The 25,310-nt window shown below is 56.4% G+C and carries 31 protein-coding genes; 12 read left to right on the top strand and 19 right to left on the bottom strand.

The window, feature by feature from the left end; translation table 11 throughout:
* Positions 1-57 precede the first annotated feature (57 nt).
* A complete protein-coding gene (locus P2081_RS07265; RefSeq protein ID WP_278922206.1) occupies positions 58-621 on the bottom strand; it encodes a nucleotide exchange factor GrpE in 564 nt (187 codons plus the stop codon).
* Positions 622-631: 10 nt separating this feature from the next.
* Entirely contained in the window at positions 632-1,696 is a 1,065-nt protein-coding gene (hrcA, locus tag P2081_RS07260) for a heat-inducible transcriptional repressor HrcA (RefSeq protein ID WP_278922205.1), read from the bottom strand.
* Between the two features lie 141 nt (positions 1,697-1,837).
* Between hrcA and rph the strand changes: the two genes are divergently transcribed.
* From rph to P2081_RS07240, 4 genes are read left to right on the top strand one after another with little or no spacing between them, the layout of a single operon-like run.
* On the top strand, positions 1,838-2,551 hold the full coding sequence (rph, locus tag P2081_RS07255; protein ID WP_278922204.1) for a ribonuclease PH: 714 nt from the start codon (positions 1,838-1,840) through the stop codon (positions 2,549-2,551).
* A complete protein-coding gene (rdgB, locus tag P2081_RS07250; RefSeq protein ID WP_278922203.1) occupies positions 2,548-3,162 on the top strand; it encodes an RdgB/HAM1 family non-canonical purine NTP pyrophosphatase in 615 nt (204 codons plus the stop codon). The genes rph and rdgB overlap by 4 nt, the downstream gene beginning before the upstream one ends.
* Positions 3,155-4,309: a radical SAM family heme chaperone HemW gene (hemW, locus tag P2081_RS07245; RefSeq protein ID WP_278922202.1), complete on the top strand. Its 1,155-nt coding sequence runs from the start codon at positions 3,155-3,157 to the stop codon at positions 4,307-4,309. Before rdgB ends, hemW begins: the two co-directional genes overlap by 8 nt.
* Positions 4,310-4,336: 27 nt before the next feature.
* Positions 4,337-4,690: a YbaN family protein gene (locus tag P2081_RS07240; protein ID WP_278922201.1), complete on the top strand. Its 354-nt coding sequence runs from the start codon at positions 4,337-4,339 to the stop codon at positions 4,688-4,690.
* Here the strand turns inward: P2081_RS07240 and P2081_RS07235 are convergent, their stop codons facing one another.
* The 7 genes from P2081_RS07235 to P2081_RS07205 all read right to left on the bottom strand — a co-directional run bounded on the left by P2081_RS07235 (position 4,691) and on the right by P2081_RS07205 (position 12,154).
* Positions 4,691-5,590 carry a ParB/RepB/Spo0J family partition protein gene (locus P2081_RS07235; protein WP_278922200.1) on the bottom strand — a complete coding sequence of 300 codons (900 nt, stop codon included), beginning with the start codon at positions 5,588-5,590 and terminating at the stop codon, positions 4,691-4,693. It abuts the gene before it with no gap.
* Between the two features lie 14 nt (positions 5,591-5,604).
* Positions 5,605-6,414: a ParA family protein gene (locus P2081_RS07230; RefSeq protein WP_232401381.1), complete on the bottom strand. Its 810-nt coding sequence runs from the start codon at positions 6,412-6,414 to the stop codon at positions 5,605-5,607.
* Positions 6,407-7,027, bottom strand: a complete 621-nt coding sequence (rsmG, locus tag P2081_RS07225; protein WP_278922199.1) for a 16S rRNA (guanine(527)-N(7))-methyltransferase RsmG — start codon at positions 7,025-7,027, stop codon at positions 6,407-6,409. Before rsmG ends, P2081_RS07230 begins: the two co-directional genes overlap by 8 nt.
* Entirely contained in the window at positions 7,024-8,898 is a 1,875-nt protein-coding gene (gene mnmG, locus P2081_RS07220) for a tRNA uridine-5-carboxymethylaminomethyl(34) synthesis enzyme MnmG (RefSeq protein WP_278922198.1), read from the bottom strand. Before mnmG ends, rsmG begins: the two co-directional genes overlap by 4 nt.
* A 12-nt stretch (positions 8,899-8,910) precedes the next feature.
* A complete protein-coding gene (mnmE, locus tag P2081_RS07215) occupies positions 8,911-10,197 on the bottom strand; it encodes a tRNA uridine-5-carboxymethylaminomethyl(34) synthesis GTPase MnmE (RefSeq protein ID WP_278922197.1) in 1,287 nt (428 codons plus the stop codon).
* A 32-nt stretch (positions 10,198-10,229) separates the two neighbouring features.
* Positions 10,230-11,501, bottom strand: coding sequence for a transcription termination factor Rho (gene rho, locus P2081_RS07210; protein ID WP_278922196.1), 1,272 nt, complete (start codon positions 11,499-11,501; stop codon positions 10,230-10,232).
* A gap of 197 nt (positions 11,502-11,698) precedes the next feature.
* Positions 11,699-12,154, bottom strand: a complete 456-nt coding sequence (locus tag P2081_RS07205; RefSeq protein ID WP_278922195.1) for a CopD family protein — start codon at positions 12,152-12,154, stop codon at positions 11,699-11,701.
* A 411-nt stretch (positions 12,155-12,565) separates the two neighbouring features.
* On the opposite strand from P2081_RS07205, the gene P2081_RS07200 reads away from it, so the two are divergent.
* From P2081_RS07200 to dnaQ, 4 genes are read left to right on the top strand one after another with little or no spacing between them, the layout of a single operon-like run.
* Positions 12,566-13,165, top strand: a complete 600-nt coding sequence (locus P2081_RS07200; RefSeq protein WP_278922194.1) for a Maf family protein — start codon at positions 12,566-12,568, stop codon at positions 13,163-13,165.
* The gene (locus P2081_RS07195; protein ID WP_278922193.1) at positions 13,162-13,995 is read left to right on the top strand and encodes a shikimate dehydrogenase; all 834 of its coding nucleotides are present in this window, start codon (positions 13,162-13,164) and stop codon (positions 13,993-13,995) included. The genes P2081_RS07200 and P2081_RS07195 overlap by 4 nt, the downstream gene beginning before the upstream one ends.
* Positions 13,992-14,585, top strand: a complete 594-nt coding sequence (coaE, locus tag P2081_RS07190; protein ID WP_278922192.1) for a dephospho-CoA kinase — start codon at positions 13,992-13,994, stop codon at positions 14,583-14,585. Before P2081_RS07195 ends, coaE begins: the two co-directional genes overlap by 4 nt.
* Positions 14,578-15,306 carry a DNA polymerase III subunit epsilon gene (gene dnaQ, locus P2081_RS07185; protein ID WP_278922191.1) on the top strand — a complete coding sequence of 243 codons (729 nt, stop codon included), beginning with the start codon at positions 14,578-14,580 and terminating at the stop codon, positions 15,304-15,306. Before coaE ends, dnaQ begins: the two co-directional genes overlap by 8 nt.
* Before the next feature lie 76 nt (positions 15,307-15,382).
* Here the strand turns inward: dnaQ and secB are convergent, their stop codons facing one another.
* Positions 15,383-15,868 (bottom strand): protein-export chaperone SecB, encoded by a 486-nt coding sequence (gene secB / locus P2081_RS07180; protein WP_278922190.1) that lies wholly within the window; start codon positions 15,866-15,868, stop codon positions 15,383-15,385.
* An 89-nt stretch (positions 15,869-15,957) separates the two neighbouring features.
* Positions 15,958-16,479 carry an FxsA family protein gene (locus P2081_RS07175; RefSeq protein ID WP_278922189.1) on the bottom strand — a complete coding sequence of 174 codons (522 nt, stop codon included), beginning with the start codon at positions 16,477-16,479 and terminating at the stop codon, positions 15,958-15,960.
* A 116-nt stretch (positions 16,480-16,595) separates the two neighbouring features.
* On the opposite strand from P2081_RS07175, the gene P2081_RS07170 reads away from it, so the two are divergent.
* The 3 genes from P2081_RS07170 to P2081_RS07160 are packed head-to-tail and all read left to right on the top strand — an operon-like array spanning position 16,596 to position 18,957.
* On the top strand, positions 16,596-17,249 hold the full coding sequence (locus tag P2081_RS07170) for a Tim44/TimA family putative adaptor protein (protein ID WP_278922188.1): 654 nt from the start codon (positions 16,596-16,598) through the stop codon (positions 17,247-17,249).
* A gap of 59 nt (positions 17,250-17,308) precedes the next feature.
* Positions 17,309-18,358: a murein transglycosylase A gene (gene mltA, locus P2081_RS07165; protein WP_278922350.1), complete on the top strand. Its 1,050-nt coding sequence runs from the start codon at positions 17,309-17,311 to the stop codon at positions 18,356-18,358.
* Positions 18,358-18,957: a Smr/MutS family protein gene (locus tag P2081_RS07160; protein WP_278922187.1), complete on the top strand. Its 600-nt coding sequence runs from the start codon at positions 18,358-18,360 to the stop codon at positions 18,955-18,957. Before mltA ends, P2081_RS07160 begins: the two co-directional genes overlap by 1 nt.
* An 87-nt stretch (positions 18,958-19,044) precedes the next feature.
* On the opposite strand, the gene P2081_RS07155 is transcribed toward P2081_RS07160, so the two are convergent.
* The 4 genes from P2081_RS07155 to hslV all read right to left on the bottom strand — a co-directional run bounded on the left by P2081_RS07155 (position 19,045) and on the right by hslV (position 23,270).
* Positions 19,045-20,169: an alpha/beta hydrolase gene (locus tag P2081_RS07155; protein WP_278922186.1), complete on the bottom strand. Its 1,125-nt coding sequence runs from the start codon at positions 20,167-20,169 to the stop codon at positions 19,045-19,047.
* Between the two features lie 111 nt (positions 20,170-20,280).
* On the bottom strand, positions 20,281-21,594 hold the full coding sequence (gene hslU / locus P2081_RS07150; RefSeq protein ID WP_278922185.1) for an ATP-dependent protease ATPase subunit HslU: 1,314 nt from the start codon (positions 21,592-21,594) through the stop codon (positions 20,281-20,283).
* Between the two features lie 13 nt (positions 21,595-21,607).
* Positions 21,608-22,678, bottom strand: coding sequence for a hypothetical protein (locus tag P2081_RS07145; RefSeq protein WP_278922184.1), 1,071 nt, complete (start codon positions 22,676-22,678; stop codon positions 21,608-21,610).
* 1 nt (position 22,679) lies between these two features.
* Positions 22,680-23,270: an ATP-dependent protease subunit HslV gene (gene hslV, locus P2081_RS07140; RefSeq protein WP_278922183.1), complete on the bottom strand. Its 591-nt coding sequence runs from the start codon at positions 23,268-23,270 to the stop codon at positions 22,680-22,682.
* Positions 23,271-23,495: 225 nt separating this feature from the next.
* On the opposite strand from hslV, the gene P2081_RS07135 reads away from it, so the two are divergent.
* Positions 23,496-23,687: a DUF1127 domain-containing protein gene (locus tag P2081_RS07135; RefSeq protein ID WP_278922182.1), complete on the top strand. Its 192-nt coding sequence runs from the start codon at positions 23,496-23,498 to the stop codon at positions 23,685-23,687.
* A gap of 86 nt (positions 23,688-23,773) precedes the next feature.
* Here P2081_RS07135 and P2081_RS07130 read toward each other — a convergent pair whose 3' ends face one another.
* The 4 genes from P2081_RS07130 to trxA all read right to left on the bottom strand — a co-directional run bounded on the left by P2081_RS07130 (position 23,774) and on the right by trxA (position 25,284).
* Positions 23,774-24,139 carry a Lin0512 family protein gene (locus tag P2081_RS07130; RefSeq protein WP_278922349.1) on the bottom strand — a complete coding sequence of 122 codons (366 nt, stop codon included), beginning with the start codon at positions 24,137-24,139 and terminating at the stop codon, positions 23,774-23,776.
* Between the two features lie 11 nt (positions 24,140-24,150).
* Positions 24,151-24,498, bottom strand: coding sequence for a Lin0512 family protein (locus P2081_RS07125; protein WP_278922181.1), 348 nt, complete (start codon positions 24,496-24,498; stop codon positions 24,151-24,153).
* Between the two features lie 177 nt (positions 24,499-24,675).
* Positions 24,676-24,894 carry a DUF6500 family protein gene (locus tag P2081_RS07120; protein WP_278922180.1) on the bottom strand — a complete coding sequence of 73 codons (219 nt, stop codon included), beginning with the start codon at positions 24,892-24,894 and terminating at the stop codon, positions 24,676-24,678.
* Between the two features lie 69 nt (positions 24,895-24,963).
* Positions 24,964-25,284: a thioredoxin gene (trxA, locus tag P2081_RS07115; RefSeq protein WP_232401411.1), complete on the bottom strand. Its 321-nt coding sequence runs from the start codon at positions 25,282-25,284 to the stop codon at positions 24,964-24,966.
* Positions 25,285-25,310 lie beyond the last annotated feature (26 nt).

The raw sequence follows: 25,310 nt of genomic DNA, 5'->3' as shown, positions 1-25,310 counted from the left end.
AAAAATACCTGCGCCGCAAGCCGGCCCCAGCGGGGCCGAAAATTCAAGAGCCCGCGATCAGCTCGCCGGTGTAGAAGACACCCCAACCTGCGCGGGGCGCAACAGCCGATCATGCAACATGAAACCCTCGGCCGATACCTGAATGATATCGCCAGCTTTGGTGCCTGGCACCGGCGCTTCGAACATTGCTTCATGCAGCTGCGGATCAAAGCGATCACCGACCTTTGGCGATACAACCCGCACGCCGTGTTTCTCAAACACGCCAACCAGTGCCCGCATGGTCAGCTCAACACCTTCAATCAAGGCACCAGCAACTTCCTTCTGTTCATCGGTGGTGGATTCTACCGCACGTTTTAAATTGTCAAAAACCGGCAACATGTCGCGTGACAGTTTTGACCCACCGTACTGTTCAGCCTCCCGGCGTGCCTTCTCGCCCCGTTTGCGGGCATTTTCCGCATCGGCCAGCGCCCGTATAAAGCGGTTTTTGTATTCGTCACGCTCCGCTCGCAACTCATCCAGCTCAATCGCAGCATCGTCCAATTCAGCCATCTCCGATGCCAGCTCTTCCGCTTCGACATTTTCGATGTCGTCCAAAAAATCGTCGTTTCTGGGCTCTGCCATTTGTTCACCTCTAGCTCCGGTCAGATAGTAACCGTCCAACCAGTTGCGCCGTGTAATCCACAATCGGCACAATCCGTCCGTAATTCAGGCGGGTCGGGCCAATCACGCCAACCGCGCCAATGATCTTTCGATCCGAGTTCATATAGGGAGAGACCACCAAAGAGGAACCCGAAAGTGAGAAAAGTTTGTTCTCAGAACCGATAAAAATGCGAACGCCCTCGCCATCTTCGGTCAGTTCCAGGAATTCGGCAATATCTTGCTTGCGCTCCAGGTCATCGAACAGGCTGCGGATCAGATCCAGTTCCGCCGGCACGCCGCCCTCCCCCAAGAGATTCGCGCGTCCGCGCACGATCAGCCGCGCCTTATCGGCATCATCGGCTTCCCAGGCCGCCAAACCGCTTTCGATCATTTCCTGCGCCAATACGTCAATCTCTTGTCGGCGGGCGTCGATTTCCTTTTGCATATCGCGCCGCAATCCGCCCAGGGTGCGTCCCTCAATCAGCGAGTTCAGAAAATTTGCTGCCTCGCGCATCGAACTGGGCGTCTGCCCAGGCGGCGGGGAAAACAAGCGGTTTTCCACATGCCCATCGGAAAACACAAGAACCACTAGCGCCCGGTCCTGCGCCAGTGACACAAACTCGATATGCCGCAGCTCACTTTCCTGCTTTGGCGTCAACACCAGAGATGCGCCCTGCGTCACCCCCGACAGCGCCGATCCAACCCGATCCAGCATACCGCCGACATCGCCACCGTTCTTGCCCAGGGTCGCATCGATCTTTGCCCGGTCGCGGGCTTGCAGATCTTCGACCTCCAGCAACCCGTCTACAAACATCCGCAGCCCCATCTGGGTTGGAATACGCCCGGCACTGACGTGCGGACTATCAAGCAACCCCAGGAATTCCAGGTCCTGCATCACATTGCGCACCGTCGCGGCGCTGACCTTTTCGTTCAAAGATCGCGTCAGGGTGCGACTGCCCACAGGCTCGCCGCTTTCAAGATAGCTTTCAACAACGCTCCGGAACACCTCGCGGGAACGATCGTTCATATCACTTAGTATTTCTTTGGCATTTGTCATCAGCGGTTTTACGGTCACATTTTGCAGTTACGGGATCCCCTACCCAATTTGCATTAAAGAGCGATATGGGAAAAGGTCAATCATGCTTGCATCCCCGCGCCCCCGGCGGCTATCCGAAGGGCAGCAAAAAAAGGATAGCCCATGCGACCTTCTAACAGAGACCTGAACGAAATGCGCGCCGTGTCGATCGAGACCGGTTTCACCAAACACGCCGAAGGCTCTTGCCTGATCAAAATGGGGGAAACCCATGTTCTGTGCACCGCCACCCTGGAAGAACGCGTGCCGTCCTTTATCAAGGGATCGGGCCTTGGCTGGGTGACGGCAGAATATGGCATGCTGCCCCGCGCCACCAATACCCGGATGCGCCGCGAAGCTGCTGCCGGCAAACAGGGTGGCCGCACCGTGGAAATCCAACGCCTGATTGGCCGGGCCCTGCGCGCCGGGGTGGATCGCGTTGCCTTGGGCGAACGCCAGATCACAATCGACTGTGACGTGCTGCAGGCCGATGGCGGCACCCGCTGCGCCGCGATTACCGGTGGCTGGGTCGCCCTGCGCCTTGCCGTCAACAAACTGATGAAGGTCGGCGACGTCAAAATTGACCCGCTGATGGATCCTGTTTCCGCTATCTCTTGCGGCATCTACGCTGGTCAGCCAGTGCTTGATCTGGATTATCCGGAAGACTCTGAGGCCGGCGTTGACGGTAACTTCATCATGACCGGATCGGGCAAGCTGATCGAAGTACAGATGTCGGCAGAGGGATCGATCTTTTCGCGTGACCAGATGAACCAGCTGATGGATCTGGCGGAAAAAGGCACGTCAGAATTGGCCGCCCTGCAAAAGGCAGCCTGCGCATGACCCGCAAATTTGAGGGCGACCAGATTCTGGTCGCCACCCACAATGCCGGCAAACTGCAGGAAATCACCGAGATCCTGGCGCCCTTTGGCGTCAAGGTCATCGGCGCTGCCGCGATGGACCTGCCCGAACCGGACGAAACAGAAGACAGCTTTGTCGGCAATGCCCGGATCAAGGCCCATGCCGCCGCCAAGGCCACAGGCCTGCCTGCACTATCAGATGACAGCGGCATCACCATCGACGCACTGGATGGCGCCCCTGGTGTCTATACCGCCGATTGGGCGGAAACTGGCAATGGTCGCGATTTCATGCTGGCCATGACCCGCGCCAATGATGAAATTACCGCAAAAGGCCCGGATGCCCCCCGCAGCGCCCAGTTCCGCTGCACTCTGGTTCTCGCTTGGCCCGATGGGCATGACGAAGTGTTTGAGGGTGTGATGCCCGGAACACTGGTTTGGCCCATTCGCGGCGAAGGCGGCTTTGGTTATGATCCAATGTTCATGCCAGACGGCTATGACATTACCTGCGCCCAGATGGCCAAGGAAGAAAAGAACCAGATCAGCCACCGTGGCCGCGCCGTCAGCGCCTTTGTCAAAGGCTGTTTCAGTGGATGATTGGCGCCAGGGTGGGTTTGGTCTCTACGTGCATTGGCCCTTTTGCCAGGCGAAATGCCCCTATTGCGATTTCAACAGTCACGTCACCAATAATATTGATCAAAAACGGTGGGTTATCGCCTATCTGAGCGAACTGAAGCGCTGTGCGCCTCCGCTGTCAGGGCGGGTGCTGAATTCCATTTTTTTTGGCGGAGGCACGCCCTCTTTGATGATGCCGGAAACCGTCGCGGCCGTGATCGAAGGCGCACGTGAAATCTGGCCGTTTGCCAATGACATCGAAATTACCCTGGAAGCAAACCCAGGATCGGTCGAGGCCGGGCGCTTTGCCGGCTATCGCGATGCCGGGGTAAACCGGGTCTCTATGGGCATTCAGGCCCTGAACGACGAAGACCTGCGCCGACTTGGTCGGCTTCATTCTGTTGCCGAGGCCCGTGCCGCTTTTAACATTGCCCGCAAATGTTTTGACCGGGTCAGCTTTGATCTGATCTATGCCCGCCAGGGTCAGGACCTTGCCCATTGGCAGGCAGAGCTGACCGAGGCACTGTCAATGGCAATCGATCACCTGTCGCTGTACCAGCTGACGATCGAGGAAGGCACCGCCTTTGGTGATCGCTACGCCCGAGGCAAACTGCGCAATCTACCCAGCGACGACAGCGCCGCCGACATGTATCAGGCCACCCAGGACATCTGCGGAGCCCAGGGTATGCCCGCCTATGAAATATCCAACCATGCCCGCCCCGGCGAAGAATCACGCCACAACCAGATCTATTGGCGCTATGGCGACTACCTTGGTATCGGCCCGGGCGCCCATGGCCGATTGACGCTGGATGGGCAACGCTACGCGACGGAAACCCACCGCGCACCGGGGGCCTGGCTCCAGGCTGTCGCGGCAGGATCCGGGGAAAGCCTGTGCCAACCCCTACCCTGTGAAGATACCGCAATCGAATACATGATGATGTCGATGCGGCTGCGCGAGGGCATGAATATTCCCCGCTATATCGCCCTGGCCGGCAAGGATTTACCCCTGGCGCAGGTTGCGCATCTGGTAGATTTAGGCATGGTTACCCACACAGATCAGACACTATGCGCCACGGATCAGGGTCGCGCAGTTCTGAATGCCGTGCTCCGAGAGCTCTTGGTTGACTGACCAAGCTTGCAAGGATTGGACAGATTGATGCGCCTTCTCTATGCCACTCTTGCGTTTCTGTCGCTGATGCTTGCCCTGATCGGGGCGATCTTGCCACTGGTCCCGACGGTGCCCTTCCTGCTAGTGGCGACCTTCTTTTCGGCAAAATCATCAGAACGGCTGCACAATTGGCTGCTAACCCATAGGGCCTTTGGTCCGATGATCCAGGATTGGCAAAGCCGTGGCGCCATTCGACCCGCCGCAAAAAAGGCGGCAACCCTATCGATTGCCGCCGTCTTTCTTGTGTCTCTGTTCTTTGGTGCGCCTGCCCATGTGCTTGCCATTCAAGCTGTCGTTCTGACAGCAGTGTTGACCTTTATCTGGACCCGCCCAACAGCCTGATTACTTGCTCAGGATGTTGCAAATCTCATCAAGTTGATCAAGCGTCTCATAGCTGATGGTCACCGAACCGGATTCGCCACCCGATTTGTGATCGATAGAGACCTTCATCCGCAGAATTGCAGCAAGATCGCCCTCCAAGGCCTTGGTATCAGCGTCTTTTTCACCTGACTTTGCTGATCGTTTCGGCGCAGAGGTCTGCAGCCCCGCTGCATCCTTTTTTACCAGGGCTTCGGTTGCACGCACCGACAGCCCACCCTTGACGATTTTCGCCGCAAGATCAGAGGCATTATCCGAAGTAATCAAAGCCCGCGCATGACCAGCCGACAGCTTTCTTTCATGCACCAGGGCCCGTACATCCTCTGGCAGATGCAACAGACGTACCAGGTTGGCAATGTGGCTACGGCTTTTGCCAAGGGCCTCGGCCATCTTTTCCTGCGTATGGCCAAAACGTTCCATCAGTTGCTTATAGCTGTGCGCCTCTTCCATCGCATTCAGGTCAGATCTCTGAATGTTTTCGATGATCGCAACTTCCATCATCTCTACATCGGAATAATCCCGGATCAGTACCGGAACTTCGTGCAGCTGTGCCGCCTGGGCTGCCCGCCAACGCCGTTCCCCAGCGACGATTTCATAGATATCGCCATCACGAGGCCGCACGATCAAGGGCTGTAAAACGCCCTTTTCCTTAATTGAGGCCGTCAGATCATCCAGATCTTCCTGCAAAAACTGTCGACGTGGCTGATCAGGGTTCGCAATCACCTTTTCGATTGGAACCAGGACCTCTGCATTACGCGGTGTCTGAGGCCGGGCGTCGGTGCTGACCGGATCAGGATTTACATCCGCCATCAGGGCAGACAGCCCACGACCCAGCCCACGGGGCTTATTTCTCTTATCTGACATGTCGTACTCCGTGCTCAGGCCGCAATTTGTTGATTTTTAGAGATCAGCTCAGCTGCCAGGGCACGATAGGCCTTGGCCCCAAGCGAGTTGCTATCATAGTTCAGCACCGGCAAAGCATAAGATGGCGCCTCACTGACCCTGACATTTCGCGGAATCTTGGTTTCAAACACTAGCTCTCCCAGGTTTTCGCGCGCGTCCTGTTCAACCTGTTGCGACAAATTATTGCGACGATCAAACATGGTTAGAACCACACCTTCGATCCGCAATCCGGGATTCGCCGATTGCCGGACCTCTCGAATCGTCAGCAACAGCTGCGACACCCCTTCCAAGGCAAAGAACTCGCTCTGCAAAGGAATCAGCACAGAGTGTGAGGCAACCATCGCATTCACGGTCAAAAGGTTAAGAGAAGGCGGACAATCGATTAAGATATAATCCCAATCATAGTCATCCATGGCTGTCTGCCGCAGGGCGTCATGCAATAGAAAACTGCGCTTTTCATTGGCGAAAAGTTCAATATCAGCCGAGCTAAGATCAACAGTTGCAGGGATAACGCAAAGGTCTTCAATCTCTGTTGTGCGAATGACTTCACTCAGCGGGGCATCATCAACCAACAAATCGTAGGTAGTAGAATCACGATCGGCGCTGTCGATGCCCAATCCGGTAGAGGCATTGCCCTGCGGATCCAAATCAACAACCAAAACGCGTAAACCGGTTTCGACCAGGGCCGCAGCCAGGTTGATTGCCGTTGTTGTTTTACCTACTCCACCCTTTTGGTTTGCAACCGCGATGATTCGTGGCCCCTCCGGGCGGGATAAATCAGGCACGAGTGACTCCCTTGATTTTCAAAACAACTGCTTCACTTTCAGTCAAACTTGTAATCGGTTCAACATCAAATCGCCATCGTAAGCCCGCGTTATCCACTTCTTTTTTCCAACTTGCGCCTTTTGGAAACAGTGCCGTGCCCTGCTCTGCCAGATGTCGTTCAGCAAATTCCAGCAGGATATCAAGATCAGCAACAGCGCGTGCTGATAAAATACCTGCTTTTTGCCCAGGAACTTTCTCAATACGTTCATTCAAAACTGATATATCGATACCACACTCTCGCGCCGCACTGCGCAGAAAGGCAGACTTCCTTTGATCACTTTCGATCAAGGTAACCTTTGTTTTCGAAGCGATTTCAGCCGCAAGAATCCCAACAATAATACCGGGAAATCCACCACCACTGCCAATATCCACCCAGGTATCGACTACCTCGTCGGCACAGCGAAACACCTGTATCGAATCAGCGATATGTCGTTCCCAAAGAAAAGGCAGGCTATTTTTCGAAACCAAGTTGATGCGCGGGTTCCACTTTAGAAGGATCGCCTCGAAGATCTCCAGCCGTTCCAGTGTTTCACGTGAAACATCAAACTGATCCAGTATCACCTTGTGCTTCATCCAACCTTCTCCTGCAGTTTTTTATCGCGCCGCAACCGCGCCAAGACAAGGGCAAGCCCAGCGGGTGTCATCCCATTGATCCGGCTAGCTTTTGCCAAAGTTTCGGGTCGTGCAAGCGTAAGCTTTTGCTGCAGTTCAGATGACAAGCCATCGATACCGCTATAGTCAAAATCCGCCGGAATTCTATATCCTTCGTCGCGTTTCACCGCGGCAATTTCCTTTTCCTGCCGGGCGATATAATGGACGTACAGCGCATCACGCTCTAGCTGGCGCCGCGTCACATCATCCGCGTCGGCGCACGTCGGCAACAGTGGAATAAGATCGCTAAAACTCACATCCGGGAAGGCCAAGACTTCATAAGCAGTTCGCTTGTTGCCATCTTGATTGACGTAAATTCCTGATTCCGCAATTTGTTTTGGTGTAAAAACATTTTCTTCCAAAACCTGCCGCGTGGTTTCAAGACGCTCCATCTTTTCGCCAAACTGTGCCGCCCGTTCTTCTGAAATACAGCCCAACGCGGCCGCAAGCGGGGTAAGACGTTGGTCAGCGTTGTCTGCCCGTAGTGACAGGCGGAACTCAGCGCGTGAGGTGAACATCCTATAGGGTTCTGTCACGCCATGGGTTGTCAGGTCGTCGACCATCACACCGATATAGCTGTTGGCGCGTCCAAACAGGATAGGATCCTTGCCAAGACACTGCGCAGCGGCGTTCAAACCTGCAACCAAGCCCTGGGCAGCCGCCTCTTCATAGCCGGTAGTCCCATTGATCTGACCCGCCAGATAAAGACCGGGAACGTCTTTCAGCGATAGATCAAGCGACAGCGCGCGTGGGTCGATATAGTCGTACTCGATTGCGTAGCCTGGTTGCAGGATTTCAGCCTGTTCCAGCCCAATAATAGATCTGACGTAATCTTGCTGCACATCAACGGGCAGACTGGTTGAAATCCCGTTGGGATAGACCGTGTGATCTGTTGCACCTTCGGGCTCCAGAAAGATCTGATGGGACGTCTTATCCGCAAAGCGAATGATTTTGTCTTCGATAGACGGACAATAGCGCGGCCCGACCCCATCGATATGACCACCATACATTGCAGATCGAGATAGATTCTTGCGAATGATCTCATGCGTATTTTCATTTGTATGGGTGATGCCACAGACAACCTGCTTGGCTGACAATCCCTTGGTCATAAAGGAAAAGAATGTCGGATCATCATCCCCTGGCTGGCCTTCCAGAATATCCCAATTGATTGTTCTGCCATCCAGGCGCGGCGGAGTGCCCGTTTTCAATCGCCCCATCGGCAGACAGAAGCTATCTAGACGTTCCGCCAGCTTGACCGAGGGGCGATCCCCCATGCGGCCACCAGGTTTGGATACATCACCGATATGAATAACGCCGCGCAGAAAAGTACCTGTGGTCAGAATGACCGCCTTGCAGTGAATTTCGCTGCCATCCGCCAAGCATACCCCGGCGACACGAGAACCCGACATAATGAAGTCAGTCGCTTCGTCTTCGATAATCTGCAACCTGTCTTGGGCTTCAGTTGCTTTCAACATCTCGCGCCGGTAGATACCCCGGTCTGATTGCGCGCGCGGCCCCTGTACTGCTGGGCCCTTCCGTCGATTGAGCAGTCTGAACTGGATACCGGCCAGATCTGCCACCCGGCCCATCACGCCATCCATGGCGTCAATCTCTCGGACCAAATGCCCTTTGCCCAATCCGCCGATAGCGGGGTTACAGGACATTACGCCGATTCCATCTTTGGTCAATGTCACCAGGGCTGTGCGCGCCCCCATGCGGGCGGCGGCATGGGCAGCTTCGGCGCCGGCGTGACCACCACCAATGACAACAACATCAAAATTTGAATGTTTCACGTGAAACACTCCCTATTTTCCAAGACAGAAACTTGAGAAAATCTCATCAAGGAGATCTTCCACACCAACGCGACCAACCAACATTTCAAGCGAGCGAATCGCAGAGCGCATATCTTCGGCGGCCAGATCATAGAATTCAGAGCCACGTTTCAATACGGTCTGCGCCTCGGTCAAGCTGCTGAGGGCTGAAAGCATCATATCGCGATGGCGGGCGCGCGTCGCCACCCCAACCTGGGTTGAGCGCGTTTTTAGCACATCTGAAATATGGCTGACCAGCTGGTCGACCCCTGCCCCGGTCTTGCCGGATATTGCGCCGGCAAGATCCGGCCGCATATCCGCCTTTGGAGAAAGGCAAATATCACCATCGCGCAGCTCCATATCCAGGGCCTCGTCCGGTTCCGCCAGAAAGACCCGCAGATCTGCCTGATCGGCCCGTTTGCGCGCCAGTTCAATGCCGATACCTTCGACATGGTCATCTGTTTCGCGCAGGCCGGCAGTATCCAACAGCGTTACCGGCAGGCCGGAAAGTTCCATCCGAACCTCGATCACATCGCGCGTGGTACCCGCATATTCCGAGGTAATCGCTGCTTCCCGACCAGCTAAAGTATTGAGAAGAGTTGATTTTCCTACGTTTGGGGCACCAATGATGGCGACTTCAAATCCAGCCCGAATGCGTTCGGCAATTTTCACACCTTGGGTTTCGCGGCGCAAATCACGGGCAACGCCGGCCAGTAATTCCGTCACCTCTGGGGTGACATCGACGGGCACATCCTCATCAGCGAAATCAATGGTCACTTCAATAAGAGACGCCGCGCGGATCAGGTCAAGCCGCCATTGTTCGGCCAATTTTCCCAGCCCCCCGGCCAGTACAACCTGTGCCTGGCGGCGCTGTGCCTCTGTTTCGGCATCAATCAGATCTGCCAGGCCTTCAACCTGTGCCAGATCCAGCTTGCCATTTTCAAGCGCGCGCCGGGTAAATTCCCCTGGCTCTGCCAGGCGAAGCCCCTCTAGCTGCGACAGGGTATCAAGGAGAGATGACACAACAGCCGTGCTGCCATGCACCTGAAATTCAATGACATTCTCTCCGGTAAAGCTGGCCGGCGCCGCAAAACTGAGGACCAGCCCTTCGTCCAAATGCCGACCAGCAAGGTCGGTCAGCACACGCAGACCGCGCCCTTTTTCCGCCATCGGGCGATCGCAAAGCTGATTGGCAGCCACCAGGGCCAAAGGGCCAGACACACGTATTACAGAAACCCCAGCCTTCCCCTGCGCGGAAGCCAGTGCAAAGATCGTATCCATCTTGGCCTTCCTCTTTCGCCGGCCGGTGAATTCTAGGTGTTCATCGAATCAAAGAAATCCGCATTGGATTTGGTTTGCTTCAACTTGCCTAGCAAGAATTCTACCGCGTCTGTGGTGCCCATGGGGTTGAGAATTCGGCGCAGAACAAAGGTCTTGGCCAGATCGGCCTTGTCGACCAAGAGTTCTTCTTTCCGGGTGCCGGATTTAAGGATGTCGATGGCAGGATAGACCCGTTTGTCGGCGATTTTACGATCCAGAACCAGTTCAGAGTTACCTGTGCCTTTGAATTCTTCAAAGATCACCTCATCCATACGGCTGCCGGTGTCGATCAGCGCGGTCGCGATGATGGTGAGCGAGCCACCCTCTTCGATGTTCCGGGCAGCCCCAAAGAATCGCTTGGGGCGTTGCAGGGCGTTTGCGTCCACACCACCGGTCAAAACCTTACCAGAAGAGGGCACAACCGTGTTGAAGGCTCTACCAAGTCTTGTGATTGAATCAAGCAAGATAACAACATCTCGTTTATGTTCGACCAGACGCTTTGCCTTTTCGATCACCATTTCAGACACCGCAACGTGGCGTGTCGCAGGTTCATCAAAGGTGGAGGAAACCACCTCCCCCTTGACCGAACGCTGCATATCGGTGACTTCCTCGGGGCGTTCATCAATCAGCAGAACGATCAGATAGCACTCTGGGTGGTTTTTCTCGATAGAGTTTGCAATATTCTGCAAAATCATTGTCTTACCGGTACGTGGTGGCGCCACGATCAGCGAACGCTGGCCTTTGCCGATGGGCGCAACCAGATCAATCACCCGCGCGGATCTGTCCTTCAGCGTCGGGTCTTCGACTTCCATCTTCAGCCGCTCATCCGGGTAGAGCGGCGTGAGGTTGTCAAAAGCGATCTTGTGGCGGGCTTTTTCCGGGTCTTCAAAGTTGATCTTGGTGACGCTGGTCATGGCAAAATAGCGCTCTGCCTCCAGCGGGGCCTTGATCTGGCCTTCGATGGTGTCACCCGTGCGCAGCGAATGTTTGCGGATCATTTCAGGCGATACATAGATATCATCCGGGCCGGGCAGATAGTTGGCCTCGGGTGAGCGCAGGAAACCGAATCCATCCTGCAACACTTCCAAAACGCCATCACCGCCAATTTCCCAGCCTTCGTCTGCGCGTTCACGCAGGATTTGGAACATCATCTCGCCCTTGCGCATGGTCGAGGCGTTCTCGATCTCCAGCTCTTCTGCCATAGACAGAAGGTTTTTTGGGCTTTGCGCCTTTAGATCGGACAGATTAAGGGATTCGACGGTCATCAATATATGGCCTTTATGCCCCGGCTATTGGGGGAGAAGTGTTTTATCAAGTTCGGAGAACACGAGTGCCCGGACGGGCCTGTTGGGCGCCATACATAGGGGTTGCCCCCCCGCAAGTCAATCTGCTTGCAAATCCCTACTCATGGCACCGTAGCCCCCCCTACAGAGGCGCATGGTCACCTACAAAATGGCCGGGGCTAAAATTTGAAGATCACCGAAACAACGATCACCACCATCAGCAGCGTAGGAACCTCGTTCATCAGCCGATAGTGCCGCCCTGACAGCGCGTTCTGCCCCTCTGCAAAGGCGCGCTGGCGGCGCGACAGCCAGATGTGGAACCATGTCATGCCAATCACCGCCAGGGCCTTGCTCCAGGGCCAGAACAGGCCCCAATCGACAATGCCGGGGGTAGCCACAAGAAACAGCCCTGCCCCCCATGTGACCATCATTGCAGGCCGCATGATGAAACGCAGCAGTTTGTATTCCATGGTGACAAAGATCGCCAAGCTTTCAGGAACCTTCTCTGCCTGCTCCACGTGATACACGAACAGACGTGGCAGATAGAACAGACCCGCCATCCAGCTTAGCACTGCCATGATGTGCAGCGATTTTGCATAGGGATAGAGGGTAAACATCCAGTCTGTCAGGTCCATGGCTCTGTCCTTTGGCGTGTGATGGCCCACCCTTATAATAATAAAGAAAGATTAAAAGGATGATGTTTTTGTAGGGGCAGCGATTTCGGTGGATTATTCAGTTTCTCACCAGCTTATCCCCAGTGGGGACATATTCTTGGGTCTGGTCGGCCATATTGGTGACACATTGGTTAACCGGCTTGCAAATAAGGGGGATTAACGACCCGTTAACAGGGCCAACCGTGGGGATAACTGTGGGAGGAATCGTGGAGATCAGAGATATCCCGTTTTTCAAAGTTATCCCAATCCCCGGCGGAGGAATCAGCGCGCAGTTTCGTGGAATTTCAGCTTTACCTGTGCACTTGCGAAAATCGCGGAAAACCATACAAACCATCCTACAAGCTTGCGTATCTTTTCCATGGGGTTTTCCACATGTCTGCCCACATCCTTCTGGCCTCTGGCTCAGAGATCCGTGCCCAGTTGCTGCGACAGGCGGCAGTGCCGTTTGAAGCAGAGGTCGCCCGCGTCGATGAGGCTGCAATCAAGGCGGCGCTATTGGCCGAACAGGCCAGCCCGCGTGATATTGCCGATGCTCTGGCCGAGGCAAAGGCCCGTAAAATCAGCGTAAAAAGACCCGGTCGACTGGTTCTGGGCTGTGATCAGGTGCTGGATTTCGAAGGCGAACTGCTGTCAAAACCCAAAACCCCCGAAGAGGCGCTGAGCCAGCTTAGCGCGATGCGTGGCAAACGCCATATCCTGCTGTCGGCTGCGGTGATCTATCGCGATGGTGAACCGATCTGGCGCCATGTTGGCCAGGTGCGACTGCGGATGCATCAGTGTTCGGATGACTATCTGTCCTCTTATGTGACGCGCAACTGGCATAGCATTCAACATGCGGTTGGCGCATACAAGCTGGAAGAAGAAGGCGTGCGCTTGTTTTCAAACATCGAAGGCAGTTACTTTAACGTACTGGGACTACCCCTGGTAGAACTGCTCAACTATTTGGCTCTGCAGGGGGTAATTGATCAATGAGCGATAAGAAAATCCCGCTAGCCGGGGTGATTGGCAGCCCTGTGGCGCATTCCAAATCACCACAGCTGCAGCATCACTGGTTGGCAGCCCATGATATTGCGGGGCACTATGTTCCCATGCATGTGGAGGCGGAAGACCTTGAGCATGTGATCAGAACCTTGCCCAAGGCCGGGTTTGTTGGGGCCAATGTCACCATCCCGCACAAAGAAGCAATGATGCAGATCGCCGATAAGGTCACAGATCGGGCCAGACTGATGGGCGCGGCAAATACTCTGATCTTTCGCAGTGACGGCAGTATTCTTGCAGATAATACAGATGGCTATGGCTTTATCACCAATTTGCACCAGGGCGCGCCCAATTGGGTGCCCGATAGCGGCCCGGCTGTTGTGCTGGGCGCGGGTGGTGCCTGTCGCGCGGTGGTGGCCTCTTTGCTAGAGGCAGGTACGCCCGAGATTTTGCTGACCAACCGTACCCGCGCCCGTGCTGAGCAGCTTCAGAAAGATTTTGGAAATCGTATCACGGTGGTAGATTGGGTTCAGGCGGGTAACATCATTGAACAGGCGGCGCTGGTTGTGAACACAACCTCGCTGGGTATGCAGGGCAAACCCCGGTTGCGCGTGCCGCTTGATGGGCTGCGGCCACATATGGTTGTCACCGATTTGATTTACACGCCGTTGAAAACCGATCTGCTGCAAGCTGCTGAACAGGTAGGCTGTACTGTGGTTGATGGGCTTGGCATGTTGCTGCATCAGGCGGTGCCTGGGTTTGAACGCTGGTTTGGCCAACGCCCCGAAGTGGATGAGGCGGCGCGGGCGGCGGCGCTGAAATGACAGTCTCTCTTGGTTTGACTGGCTCTATCGGGATGGGCAAAAGCACGACGGCAGAGATATTTGCCGATAACGGCTGCGAGATCTGGGATGCGGATGCGGCAGTGCACCGGCTTTATGCCAAGGGCGGCGCGGCGGTGGTGCCGATGCAAGCGGCTTTTCCGGATGCGGTAATTGACGGTGCGGTCAGCCGTGATGCGCTCAAGCAGATCCTGGCTGCAGCTCCTGCGGAGTTTGCCCGGCTAGAGGCCATTGTTCACCCGTTGCTGGCGGCAGATCGTCAAGCCTTTCGCGATAAGGCCCGCAGCGATATTCTGGTGTTTGATATTCCGCTACTGTTTGAAACTGGCGGCGATGCGGCCATGGATGCCGTGGTCTGCGTGCATGTGGATGCCCAGACCCAGCGGGACAGGGTGCTGGCGCGCGGAACCATGACAGAGGCCCAGTTTGAACAGATCTTGGCAAAACAGATGCCGATTGACGAAAAATGCGCCCGTGCCGATTTTGTCATAGAAACAGATACGCTGGACCATGCGCGCCAGCAGGTGAGCGCGGTACTGGAACAGATCAGAAAGATGCAGGCAGATGCGTGAAATTGTGCTTGATACCGAAACTACGGGTTTTGATCCGTTTTCCGGTGACCGGATTGTCGAAATCGGTGCGGTTGAACTGTTGAATCACATGCCTACCGGCGAAACCTATCACGTCTACATCAACCCCGAGCGCGGTATGCCGCAAGAGGCCTTTGGCGTGCATGGTATTGGTCCCGATCTTCTGGAACCACCGCAACGGCCGGAACCAGGCCAGGTCACCCTGCGTGACAAACCCGTCTTTGCCAAGGTCGGCCAGAGCTTTCTGGATTTTGTCGGTGATTCCAGGATGGTGATTCACAACGCCAGCTTTGACATGAAGTTTCTCAACGCTGAACTGGATTGGATGGGACTGCGGCAATTGCCGATGGATCAGGCGCTGGATACGCTGGCCATTGCCCGCAAACGCTATCCCGGTTCACCCGCCACGCTGGATGCGCTGTGCCGACGGTTTCACATTGATAACAGCAACCGAACCCTGCACGGCGCCCTGCTCGATTCCGAAATCCTGGCCGAGGTCTATCTGGAGCTGATCGGCGGGCGGCAACCTGATTTTGGTTTATCGACCAGCACATCGGGCAGCGGCGAAATCAGCGATGATTGGCGCCCTACCCCGCGCGCAACTCCGTTGCCAACGCGGCTCACCCCGGAAGAACGCGCCAATCACGAAGCCTTTGTTGCCAAGCTGGGCGAAGATGCGCTTTGGCTGCAGGACCGATCGTAAGGAATATGGGATTTTCCGACAAAAAAACGCCGCTGAATAATCAGCGGCGTTTTGCATTCGGGCAGATGCAGATCGTTTACTGCTGCGGTGCGGCCTCAGCCTGACGGCGGGCCAGTTCGTTGCGGTAAATTGCAACAAAATCGATGTTATCAAGGTTCAGTGGCGGGAAACCACCATCACGGGTGACATCGGACACGATCCGGCGCAGGAAGGGAAAGGTCATGCGCGGGCATTCGATCAGCAGGAAGGGGTGCAGTTGATCTTCTGGCACGCCAGAGATGTTGAAAACGCCGACATATTCCAGTTCCAGCACAAACAGAACGTCGCCGCCCTCTTTGTTTTTGGATTCGATGTTCAGCTTGGTCATCACCTCGTACTGGTTTTCGACCGACCGCTTCTTGGCATCGAGGTTGACCGCAACGTTGACGTCAGGCTGAACCTCGCCACCAGCGCCATTTTGCGCCATGACGTTTTCAAAAGACATGTCACGGATGTATTGACCCAAGATATTCATCTGGACCTGAGGCTGCTGTGCGCCTTCGGTTGCGCCATTTTCGGCCATTGAGATACTCCTACAAATATGTTTGGTCCGTGCTTATCAGCTTGGCTCGGGTAGCTCAACGGGTGGCGATAACGGCAGGGAGTAAAGGCCTATTTTGGTCCTTCAACCCAGCCGGATGGCTTACGATTGGAATTCTGGGGATCCTTTGGCGTGACCTCTTGATAATCGCCATCAATGATATCGCCCTGCCCGGCGGGATGCGTTCGCTGACCAGGGCGGGAATGTCGCCCCTGCATGGGATCGGGACCCATCTGAAATTGCGCCACGGTGATCCGCTTGCTGATATAGCGATAGACCGCCATGCGTACGGGCGGCATCAACAGGGCAAAGCCAACAGCATCGGTGAAAAATCCCGGCGTCAGTAACAGCGCGCCGGAAAACAGGATCATCGCCCCATGGGCCAAGGGTTCAGTCGGGTTGCCGAGTGTTTGAAAAGAGTTGCGCACCTGCCCCAGTGCCAACCGCCCCTGCGCGCGTACAAGCGCCGTGCCAAGGATCGCGGTCAGTACCACAATCGTCAGCGTTGGCCATAGGCCAATTGCGCCACCGACCTGAATGAACAGACCAATTTCAATAAGTGGCACCATCAGAAAGGCGATGAAAAGATACATTTGGTGGTTTCCTGTGATCATGCGCTGGACGGTAGACTTGCCCCCCCCAAGCACCTACATAAGGAGGGATCGGCCAGGTTTCAAATCGGGCCTGTAATATCCAGCGAGAGGTTCTTATGGAGTCGCCCTTGATTAGTCTTTTGGTTCTGGCCGGTATCGCGGTGTTTTTGATCCTGCGCCTAAGAAGCGTTTTGGGCACCCGTGAAGGTTTTGAAAAACCTCCGGTGGCCCCAACACAGAAGAGCCGCCGCCCCGATCTGGAAGTGATCGAAGGTGGTCCCGACCGCGACATTACCGATTATGTCGAAGAGGGCAGCGCCCAGGCCACGGCCCTGGCCGCGATGAAGCGCGCCGAGCCTTCGTTCCAGGTGGGGGAATTTGTGCAGGGTGCCCGCAGCGCCTATGAAATGATCCTGATGGGTTTTGAGCGCGGCGAACTAGACAGCCTGCAGGGCTTTCTCGCCGAAGATGTGTTCGACAGCTTTGTAGAGGCCGTGGCGCATCGCGAAGATCAGGGTCTGACCATTGAGGCCGAATTCATTGGCGTGCGTGAAACCGCTGTGTTGAATGCACATTTTGATGAATCAACCCGGATGGCGGAAATCACCATGCGGTTTGTCGGCGAACTGACATCAGTGGTGCGCAACAGCGCAGGCGAGATCATTGAAGGCGACGCCAATGCGGTCAAGCGGCAGAAAGACTCCTGGGTCTTTGCCCGCAGAATGGGTGTAGATGATCCAAACTGGCAGCTGATCGCCACGGACGGGTGAGTGCGGTGCTCCGGGATTTTTTCCGGGCAAAGGCACAGGCCGCTGCGCAGGCCGCCGTTATGGCGGCCTCAGTGCTGGGGGCTGTGATGACAGGATCGGGCGCGGCTGCCGAGGTCAGCTATACGATGTTGGATTTCTCTCAGCTCGACGGCTGGGAGAAAGATAACCACGCCTCCGCGCTCAAGGTATTTTTGGAAACCTGCCCCGATCTGAAAGATCAGGACTGGCATAGCCTCTGCGCCCTGGCGCAATCGCAGGCCCCAAAATTGGCACAGCCAGATGGTAGCCTGGCTGCCCGCAGTTTTTTTGAACTGTTCTTTCGTCCGGTGCTGATCGAAGATGGTGCCCCTGCCCTGTTCACTGGCTATTTCGAACCAGAGCTGGAGGGGTCGCGCTATCGCACCGCCCGCTACCGCTATCCGGTCTATAAAATGCCGCCAGAGGCGAGTATCAACAGCCCCTGGCTGTCGCGCCGCGATATCCTGACCGGTGATGCAATGCAGGGTCGTGGGCTGGAAATTGCCTGGGTGGATGATCCGGTAGAACTGTTTTTTCTTCAAATTCAAGGATCTGGCCGCATCAAGCTCAACAGTGGTGGCACCCTTCGGGTTGGCTATGGCGGCGCCAATGGTCATCCGTATCGCTCTATCGGTATGGAAATGGTACGGCGCGGCATCTACAAGGCGCATCAGGTCAGTGCCCAGGTGATCAAATCCTGGGTGCGGCGTAATCCGGTTGATGGCAGCGAGCTGCTGTTGCACAACCCGTCTTATGTGTTCTTTCGTGAAATCCGTAAAATCCGCCCGTCAAAAGGACCGCTTGGCGCTATGAACAGGTCGATTACGACGCTGCGCAGTCTGGCGGTGGATCCCAAATATACGCCACTTGGGGCGCCGGTCTGGGTTGAAAAGGACGGTGAAACCAAGATGCGCCGCCTGATGATCGCGCAGGATACCGGCTCTGCCATCAAGGGTGCCCAGCGGGGGGATATATTTTATGGCACCGGCGACAGCGCCGGACAGGCAGCCGGGCGTCTGCGCGACCCTGGCCGCATGGTGGTTCTTTTGCCTATTCAACGTGGCTTTGCGCTTGTGCCGGATGGTTTCTGATGAGCCGCCGCAAATTGACATCCGAAGAGATTACGCTTTGGCATCAGGTGGTTGAACATGCCGAACGGCTGCATCCGGGCAGCCATTCGACGCCTCCTGCCCTGCCACTGCCCAAGCCAAAGCCGAAAAAACAGCCAGAGCCCCGGTCAGAAAATCTGCTGGAAGCCTTTGAACTGGGCAGCCGCGCCAAACCCAAAGCGGCGCGCCATGATCTGAAGCCCAGCCCGGCAAAGTCCTTGTCCGCGCAGTCGGTGCAGATGGATGAAAAGGCCTTTCGTCGAATGAAACGCGGCAAACTGCGCCCAGAAGGCAAGCTGGACCTGCATGGCATGCGGGTTGATAGCGCCCATCCGGCGCTTACCCGGTTTATCCTGTCGGCGCAGGCCTCGGGGAAGCGGCTGGTGCTGGTGGTGACGGGCAAGGGCAAAGACCGGGATGAGCCAGGCCCAATCCCGGTGCCGCGCGGGGTGCTGCGCCATCACGTGCCGCAATGGCTGGCGCTGCCCCCCTTGGCGCAGGCGGTGCTGCAGGTCAGCCAATCCCATGTCAGCCATGGCGGTGCCGGTGCCTATTACGTCTATCTGCGGCGTACCCGCTGATAGTGCCGCGTTCATTTTCAGGCAGGCGACAAGCGCTCCCCCCTTTTGATTTCTTGAAAACCCGTAGCTACCTTTGCGCGATATGCGCTAGCGGCTTCCGCCTGTCAGGGTCAGCACCTCAGCTTGACCTTCCCTGCGGGTTATCAGGGCAGTTTGCGGCAGTGCGGCCCCGATGTCGATAACGCGCGGATTAACCGAAAAGGCATCATGCGTTGCCTTTGCCTGATTGAGAAGCGACAGCAACGCCGGAGAGGTCGCAGTCACAAAATGGCTGGAGTCGGCATTCTTGGCAAAGGCTGTTGTATCGATGATTTCGATAGGCAAGTCAGCCACCTGATCGGCTGAACTCAGATTGCCCAAACGTTCACGGCTATAGGTGCCGCGCAGCCGCTGAGACAGGTTGAGGATGGTATCTTTGCGCGACACAAAGACCAAAAACGGCTGCGGGACCCGCTCCATACGACGCATCTGGCTGTGAAAGACATCAAGATCCAGGTCCGGCGACATCAGCACCACGCCGGCCAGGTTCTCGTCAGACCAGCTTGGCGTCTTGATCTCGATCTGTCGCAAGACCTCCATTGTTAGCACCGTGCCCATGGAATGGGCCGCCAGAACGATGCGTCCGGCCCCGGCCTTTCTAAGGTGGCGCAGCAGGTCTTCCAATCCGTCGCGGGCAAACATGACGCTGTCGCCATCATAGGCATAGCCCAGCGGGCTGCCGAGGCTTGGCCAGGAATAGATCACCGTTGCGCCCGGCGTATTCAGATCATGGGTAAGCTGGGCCGCACGAAAGGCTGTTTCGGTCTGGGTGGAATTGAAACCGTGCACAAAGACCAGCACATCGCGTTCATTGGGGGAATAGCGGTTAAGCTGCTCATTCAGCCGACGATCAAACGCCGCTTTGTTTTCAAACCGATGACGTGCTGCCAGGGTAAATTTATTCTGGGGATCCGGGTCGCCATAGCCAAACTCCAGCTGTCCTGGTGTATGGTTTGGCGGAATAGACACGGTGAGTTCCAGCAGGCTGTTTTTGCCACTGCGCTCTGGCCCAAAAGAGCCATCAGGTAGTTCTGTCCGGTTGGTGGCAACAAAGATTGTCTTTGGTGTGCCCACCTGCAGGGCCTGAGGGGTCACCGGAGACAGGCTGCGGTCGGTGCAGCCGAGCAGTACCAGAGACAGGCCAAAAGCGGCCGCCAAACGAAGAAAGACCATGCTGAACCCTTGTTGAACCCGACCTGGTCAATCTGACCTGGGCTATTGCCTGCCCATAGGCTAGCAAGCCTATGGGCAGATTTGAACCCACGTTATTGCTGTTGAAACTGGCTATAGCACATAGCGGCTGAGATCGCTTTTGCTCGCCAGCTCGCCCAGATGTTTGCTGACGAACTGTGCATCGACGGTGATCTGCTCGCCGCTGCGATCCGGCGCACTGAAAGAGAGTTCCTCGAACACCCGTTCAATCACTGTATAGAGCCGCCGCGCACCAATGTTTTCCACCGCGTGATTGACCTCTGCGGCGATCTTGGCCAGCGCGGCAATGCCGTCGTCGGTAAAGGTGACATCAACCTCTTCGGTGCTCATGAGGGCAGTGTATTGCAGCGTCAGCGCATTGTCGGTTTCGGTCAGGATGCGGACGAAATCATTCTCGCTCAGCGCGCGCAGATTGACCCGGATTGGCAGGCGGCCCTGCAATTCGGGCAACAGATCCGACGGTTTCGCGATATGAAAGGCACCAGAGGCAATGAACAGGATATGGTCGGTCTTGATTGGCCCATGTTTGGTGCTGACGGTGGTGCCTTCGATCAGCGGCAACAGATCGCGCTGCACCCCTTCCCGGCTGACATCGCCGCCGCGCGCATCAGAGCGGGCGCAGACCTTGTCGATTTCATCCAGAAAGACGATGCCGCTCTGCTCTACCGATTCAACCGCGGTGCGGGTGACAATTTCGTCATCCAGCAATTTGTCGGCCTCGTCACTGATCAGCACATCATAGCTTTCGGCGACAGTCATCTTTTTGCGTATTGTGCGCCCGCCCATGGCCTTGCCAAAGATATCGCCAAGGTTCAGCATCCCCATATTGCCGCCGCCGGGCTGGCCGGGGACATCAAACATATTGCCCATGGGGTTTGATGTATCTGCCACGTCCAATTCGATCAGCGCATCGTCCAGCAGGCCGGATTTCAGCTTTTTGCGGAAAATCTCGCGGGTGGTTTCGCGGGCATCTTCGCCGGCCAGGGCAGTGATCACCCGGTCTTCCGCGGCTTGATTGGCCTTGGCCCTGACATCTTCGCGCATGAATTCACGGGTCTGCACGATGGCGCTGTCAACCAGATCGCGGATGATCTGTTCCACATCGCGCCCGACATAGCCGACCTCGGTGAATTTTGTGGCTTCGACCTTGATAAACGGCGCACGTGCCAGTTTGGCCAGCCGCCGCGAGATTTCGGTTTTGCCGACGCCCGTGGGCCCGATCATCAGAATATTCTTGGGGTAGACCTCGTCGCGCAGATCATCGGACAACTGCTTGCGGCGCCAGCGGTTGCGCAGGGCTACGGCAACGGCGCGCTTTGCATCGTTTTGGCCGATGATAAAGCGGTCAAGTTCAGAAACGATTTCACGGGGGGTAAGATCAGTCATGGCAGGTCTCGTTTCAGTGTGAAGGAGGAAGCCGGTGCAGCGGCAGCACACCAGCCAAAGGAGAGAGCAGGACAGCCCGGATCGGTGCCCAGAAGGCACCCAGGATCACCAGGACAAGACCAAGCAACAGGATGGTCACCGCAGCACCTTCGCCGTCAAAGACAGTGCTGGCCAGCGTGACGCTATAGCCGATGGCGGCGATCAGAAAGGACCGGCGGTCGATGATGATGGCCACCAGGGCAAACCCCAAGAGCACCGCCATCAGCGTTAGTTGCCCCTGGGTTGTACCGTCCTGCAACAGGTTGAGAGCAATGGTATTCACCAAGGCCGGCGCGGCCACCACATGCAGCCAAAACCCCTGCGCCGAACGGCGGGTCACCCGATGCGGATCGCTAAGGTCAAACCCCATGGCGACGCCAAACACAGCCAGCCCCACCAAGAGTGTCACCCAGGCAAAGGGGCCGGATGCTGAAAACAAGAAGAAATCACTGATGCCAGCCGGGCTACCGGCCTGTTCGGCGGCGACCATAAGGGCAAAGGCAAAAATCCCCAGCGCGATCAGTGCCATGGCAAAGGGAACGCGAAAGCGCAGCCAGAACAGCGTCATGGCCAGGGTGGTCAGCGCCATGGGCAGTGGCAGGCTGGAATAATCGTTCTGCGCCACCATGAAGGGTTCCGAAAAAAAGGTCGTGATGCCGACACCGGCATTCCCAGCCCATAGCAGCGACAGTGCAACTGCCGGGGCGACCATGCGGCGGCGGCGAATGAAGTATTCGGCAAATCCCCACAGGACCACCGCGCCCAGAGCCGAAGAGTAGATGGTCTTGTCAACATAGCCACCCAGGCTGCCTGCGATATAGGCAGCTGTCACCGCCGCCCAGCCCGAGGCCAGGATCAGCATGCCGATGACGATGAAAATCTCGTTGAAACCTCGGAACAGTTCAAAAGGTTCATCGCCGGGGGCCAGGTTTTCGCGCGCCCCACGGCGGCTCTGGGCCATGGCCACCAGAGAGGTCGCCTGAGCTTCGCTGATCAGGCCAGAGCCAACGGCTGCGCGAATGTCATTCTGGTCGATCAGGCTCACTTCAGTGCTCCGGTTTTCTGGTTGGGTCGCTGCCATCGGCGGCAATGGCTTCAACCGTCAGGCGCCCATTGGTATAGACGCAAATATCTGCGGCAATTGCCATCGACTCGCGCGCCACTTCTTCGGCAGAACGTTCACTGTCAAACATGCCACGCGCCGCTGCGAGCGCAAAGTTGCCGCCCGATCCGATCGCTGCCACGTTATGTTCCGGTTCCAGCACATCACCGGCCCCGGTGATCACCAAGAGCTCGGTTCCGTCGGTGACAATCAGCATCGCCTCTAGTTTTTGCAGATATTTGTCGGTGCGCCAGTCCTTGGCCAGTTCAACACTGGCGCGGGCCAGTTGGCCGGGGGTCGCTTCCAGCTTTGCTTCCAGACGTTCTAGCAGGGTAAAGGCATCGGCGGTTGAACCAGCAAAGCCGGCAACCACGTCGAACCCGCCGGGGGACAGGCGGCGCACCTTGCGGGCGGTGCCCTTGATCACGGTTTGCCCCAGGGAAACCTGTCCATCGCCGGCGATGACGACCTGGCCGCCTTTCTTGACCCCGATGATGGTGGTTCCGTGCCAGCCGGGGAATTGATCCTCTGCCATTTATGCCTCCAGTTTTGTTGCCCCCTATATGGAAGCATCGCCAGCGCTGTACAAGGCTCGGCTGCTGCGGGGGAATAGAGGGGCGTTAATATGCTGCTTACTTGCTATGCATCCAGCGCATTTCGGGACTGTTTAATAGGCAATTGTGAGACTCACATCGCTCTCCTACATGGAGGTCACAGACATACACTGTGCTCAACACTCTTCACTTTAAGGACTCGTGCAATGACGACCGCAAACCTCCATGCGCCGCTGGGCGCAGTCTCCGTTCTTCGCCTGGTAGACTTCATCTACAACGCCAAGGAAAACCTGGTTGAGTGGAACGAATCCCGCCAGACCCGCAAGGCGCTGTCGCAGCTTTCGGCTGCTCAGCTGGAAGATATCGGCCTCACCGCCGAAGATATCGCCAAACTGTAACAGCAGTCTGGTCCGGGCGCAGCCGCGCCAGAGATAGGATGAGCCGCTCCCATTTTGGGGCGGCTTTGTCTTTTGGCGCACCCACTTCAGGAACTGAGCCTGTAATGCGCTGCCAGATCCGGCAGCCAGGCTTCGATTGCGGCAGTGGCAACGACATGCGGGCTGCCAGATCCGGCATCGGCCACATCCAACCCGCCTTTGACCGCTCGCACCGATGCACAGCCGCGCGGCAGATCCTGCGCCACCAGATCACAATCTACCAGATCTGGCTGTTGTACCGCGATGGTGACAGCGACCCGCATCTTGTTGTGATCGACACCCAGCTTGGCAAACAGCGTGATCGATGAATGATGCAGCGCGTCCTGCACCGCGCGCCGCGCTGCCTTGGTATAGTCCTGACCGTAGAGATCGTTGCCAGTGCCCATTTCCAGGATGATGCGTTTTTCGCCCATGTTTTGTTCCATCATATGGTCTCCATATCAAAAGAGACACTTACAGCAGCATTGGCAATCACTGTGCGCCCTGCCCCATCTGGTTTTTCCACATCCAACCCGCCCTGGCTGACAGTGATTTCCGGCTGGCCATAGGGAAAGATCGCCTTCAGCGCGGCCAGATCAACCTGATCAGGCCGGGCCACGCCCACCTCGGCATCAATAATCATCGCCTCTTTCGGAAAATCAAACAGCTCTGCAACATTCACCGAATTATGCCAAAGCGCATCTTTGATCGCGCGTTTTGCCGCCTCGGTGTAATCCTCGCGGCGCAGCGAGGTGCCCATGCCGAATTCCACCAATACCCGTGTCTTGGCCATCCCTGCCTCCCCGTTTCTGTTCTGCTCACTCTCCGCAGCAGGCCGCAAAAGAAAACCCCATATTTTCATTTGGCAAAAAATATCCCGGGGGGTGAGGCCCGTTAGGGCCGAACGGGGCAGCGCCCCTTAGGATAGACATCTTCCCGGCAAAGCATCGCTGTGTCCGGGTCAGACATACTAGGCGCCGGTTTCCAGCATGTTGCGGATTTTCACGGCCTTTTCAAAATGGTCCAATTGATGCGTTTCAATCCACCAGCGGGCCACCTGCATCAGCAGCAGGGGATCATCATTGCGGTTTTTGAAAAAGGCATAAAACGACAGGCCAACGCCTTCGCCCTTTTTGGCGATCTTGACGGTGCAGATGGAAATGGCCTTCTGGCGAAAATCGGGTGTCATAAACTGTCCTTTGAAATGAAAAAGACGCCCTCAGCGAGGGCGCCTTTGAAATCCAGCGGATCGCTTGGATCAGATAGAATCGTTGATCCAGCTTTGCAGCGCCGCCTTGGGGGCGGCGCCGGCGCGGTTGGATACAACCTCACCATCCTTAAAGATGAACAGCGCCGGAATGCCACGCACGCCCATGGCGGCGGCGGCATTTGGGTTGCTGTCGACATCAACCTTGGCAATCTTCAGCTTATCGCCATATTCTGCAGCCAGTTCTTCCAGCGCGGGGCCGATCTGTTTGCAGGGACCGCACCATTCGGCCCAAAAATCGACCACAACGGGGACAGAGGAGTTCTTGACTTCGGCGTCAAATGTTTCGTCGGTGACGGCTACGGTGGACATGGAAATGTCTCCTGAGATCTATGGCA

Origin of the sequence: Pseudophaeobacter profundi, from assembly GCF_029697505.1 — a bacterium.
Taxonomy (GTDB): Bacteria; Pseudomonadota; Alphaproteobacteria; order Rhodobacterales; family Rhodobacteraceae; genus Pseudophaeobacter; species Pseudophaeobacter profundi.
The sequence above is the reverse complement of the archived record's forward strand: the minus strand, read 5'-3'. Positions and strand labels throughout refer to the sequence as shown.

Bases quoted from the DNA above. Each gene is read 5' to 3' on its own strand.
- P2081_RS07265 (WP_278922206.1), bottom strand. From the start codon at position 621: ATGGCAGAGCCCAGAAACGACGATTTTTTGGACGACATCGAAAATGTC.
- hrcA (WP_278922205.1), bottom strand. From the start codon at position 1,696: ATGACAAATGCCAAAGAAATACTAAGTGATATGAACGATCGTTCCCGC.
- rph (WP_278922204.1), top strand. From the start codon at position 1,838: ATGCGACCTTCTAACAGAGACCTGAACGAAATGCGCGCCGTGTCGATC.
- rdgB (WP_278922203.1), top strand. From the start codon at position 2,548: ATGACCCGCAAATTTGAGGGCGACCAGATTCTGGTCGCCACCCACAAT.
- P2081_RS07240 (WP_278922201.1), top strand. From the start codon at position 4,337: ATGCGCCTTCTCTATGCCACTCTTGCGTTTCTGTCGCTGATGCTTGCC.
- P2081_RS07235 (WP_278922200.1), bottom strand. From the start codon at position 5,590: ATGTCAGATAAGAGAAATAAGCCCCGTGGGCTGGGTCGTGGGCTGTCT.
- rsmG (WP_278922199.1), bottom strand. From the start codon at position 7,027: ATGAAGCACAAGGTGATACTGGATCAGTTTGATGTTTCACGTGAAACA.
- mnmE (WP_278922197.1), bottom strand. From the start codon at position 10,197: ATGGATACGATCTTTGCACTGGCTTCCGCGCAGGGGAAGGCTGGGGTT.
- rho (WP_278922196.1), bottom strand. From the start codon at position 11,501: ATGACCGTCGAATCCCTTAATCTGTCCGATCTAAAGGCGCAAAGCCCA.
- P2081_RS07205 (WP_278922195.1), bottom strand. From the start codon at position 12,154: ATGGACCTGACAGACTGGATGTTTACCCTCTATCCCTATGCAAAATCG.
- P2081_RS07200 (WP_278922194.1), top strand. From the start codon at position 12,566: ATGTCTGCCCACATCCTTCTGGCCTCTGGCTCAGAGATCCGTGCCCAG.
- P2081_RS07195 (WP_278922193.1), top strand. From the start codon at position 13,162: ATGAGCGATAAGAAAATCCCGCTAGCCGGGGTGATTGGCAGCCCTGTG.
- coaE (WP_278922192.1), top strand. From the start codon at position 13,992: ATGACAGTCTCTCTTGGTTTGACTGGCTCTATCGGGATGGGCAAAAGC.
- dnaQ (WP_278922191.1), top strand. From the start codon at position 14,578: ATGCGTGAAATTGTGCTTGATACCGAAACTACGGGTTTTGATCCGTTT.
- secB (WP_278922190.1), bottom strand. From the start codon at position 15,868: ATGGCCGAAAATGGCGCAACCGAAGGCGCACAGCAGCCTCAGGTCCAG.
- P2081_RS07175 (WP_278922189.1), bottom strand. From the start codon at position 16,479: ATGTATCTTTTCATCGCCTTTCTGATGGTGCCACTTATTGAAATTGGT.
- P2081_RS07170 (WP_278922188.1), top strand. From the start codon at position 16,596: ATGGAGTCGCCCTTGATTAGTCTTTTGGTTCTGGCCGGTATCGCGGTG.
- mltA (WP_278922350.1), top strand. From the start codon at position 17,309: ATGGCGGCCTCAGTGCTGGGGGCTGTGATGACAGGATCGGGCGCGGCT.
- P2081_RS07160 (WP_278922187.1), top strand. From the start codon at position 18,358: ATGAGCCGCCGCAAATTGACATCCGAAGAGATTACGCTTTGGCATCAG.
- P2081_RS07155 (WP_278922186.1), bottom strand. From the start codon at position 20,169: ATGGTCTTTCTTCGTTTGGCGGCCGCTTTTGGCCTGTCTCTGGTACTG.
- hslU (WP_278922185.1), bottom strand. From the start codon at position 21,594: ATGACTGATCTTACCCCCCGTGAAATCGTTTCTGAACTTGACCGCTTT.
- hslV (WP_278922183.1), bottom strand. From the start codon at position 23,270: ATGGCAGAGGATCAATTCCCCGGCTGGCACGGAACCACCATCATCGGG.
- P2081_RS07135 (WP_278922182.1), top strand. From the start codon at position 23,496: ATGACGACCGCAAACCTCCATGCGCCGCTGGGCGCAGTCTCCGTTCTT.
- P2081_RS07130 (WP_278922349.1), bottom strand. From the start codon at position 24,139: ATGGGCGAAAAACGCATCATCCTGGAAATGGGCACTGGCAACGATCTC.
- P2081_RS07125 (WP_278922181.1), bottom strand. From the start codon at position 24,498: ATGGCCAAGACACGGGTATTGGTGGAATTCGGCATGGGCACCTCGCTG.
- P2081_RS07120 (WP_278922180.1), bottom strand. From the start codon at position 24,894: ATGACACCCGATTTTCGCCAGAAGGCCATTTCCATCTGCACCGTCAAG.
- trxA (WP_232401411.1), bottom strand. From the start codon at position 25,284: ATGTCCACCGTAGCCGTCACCGACGAAACATTTGACGCCGAAGTCAAG.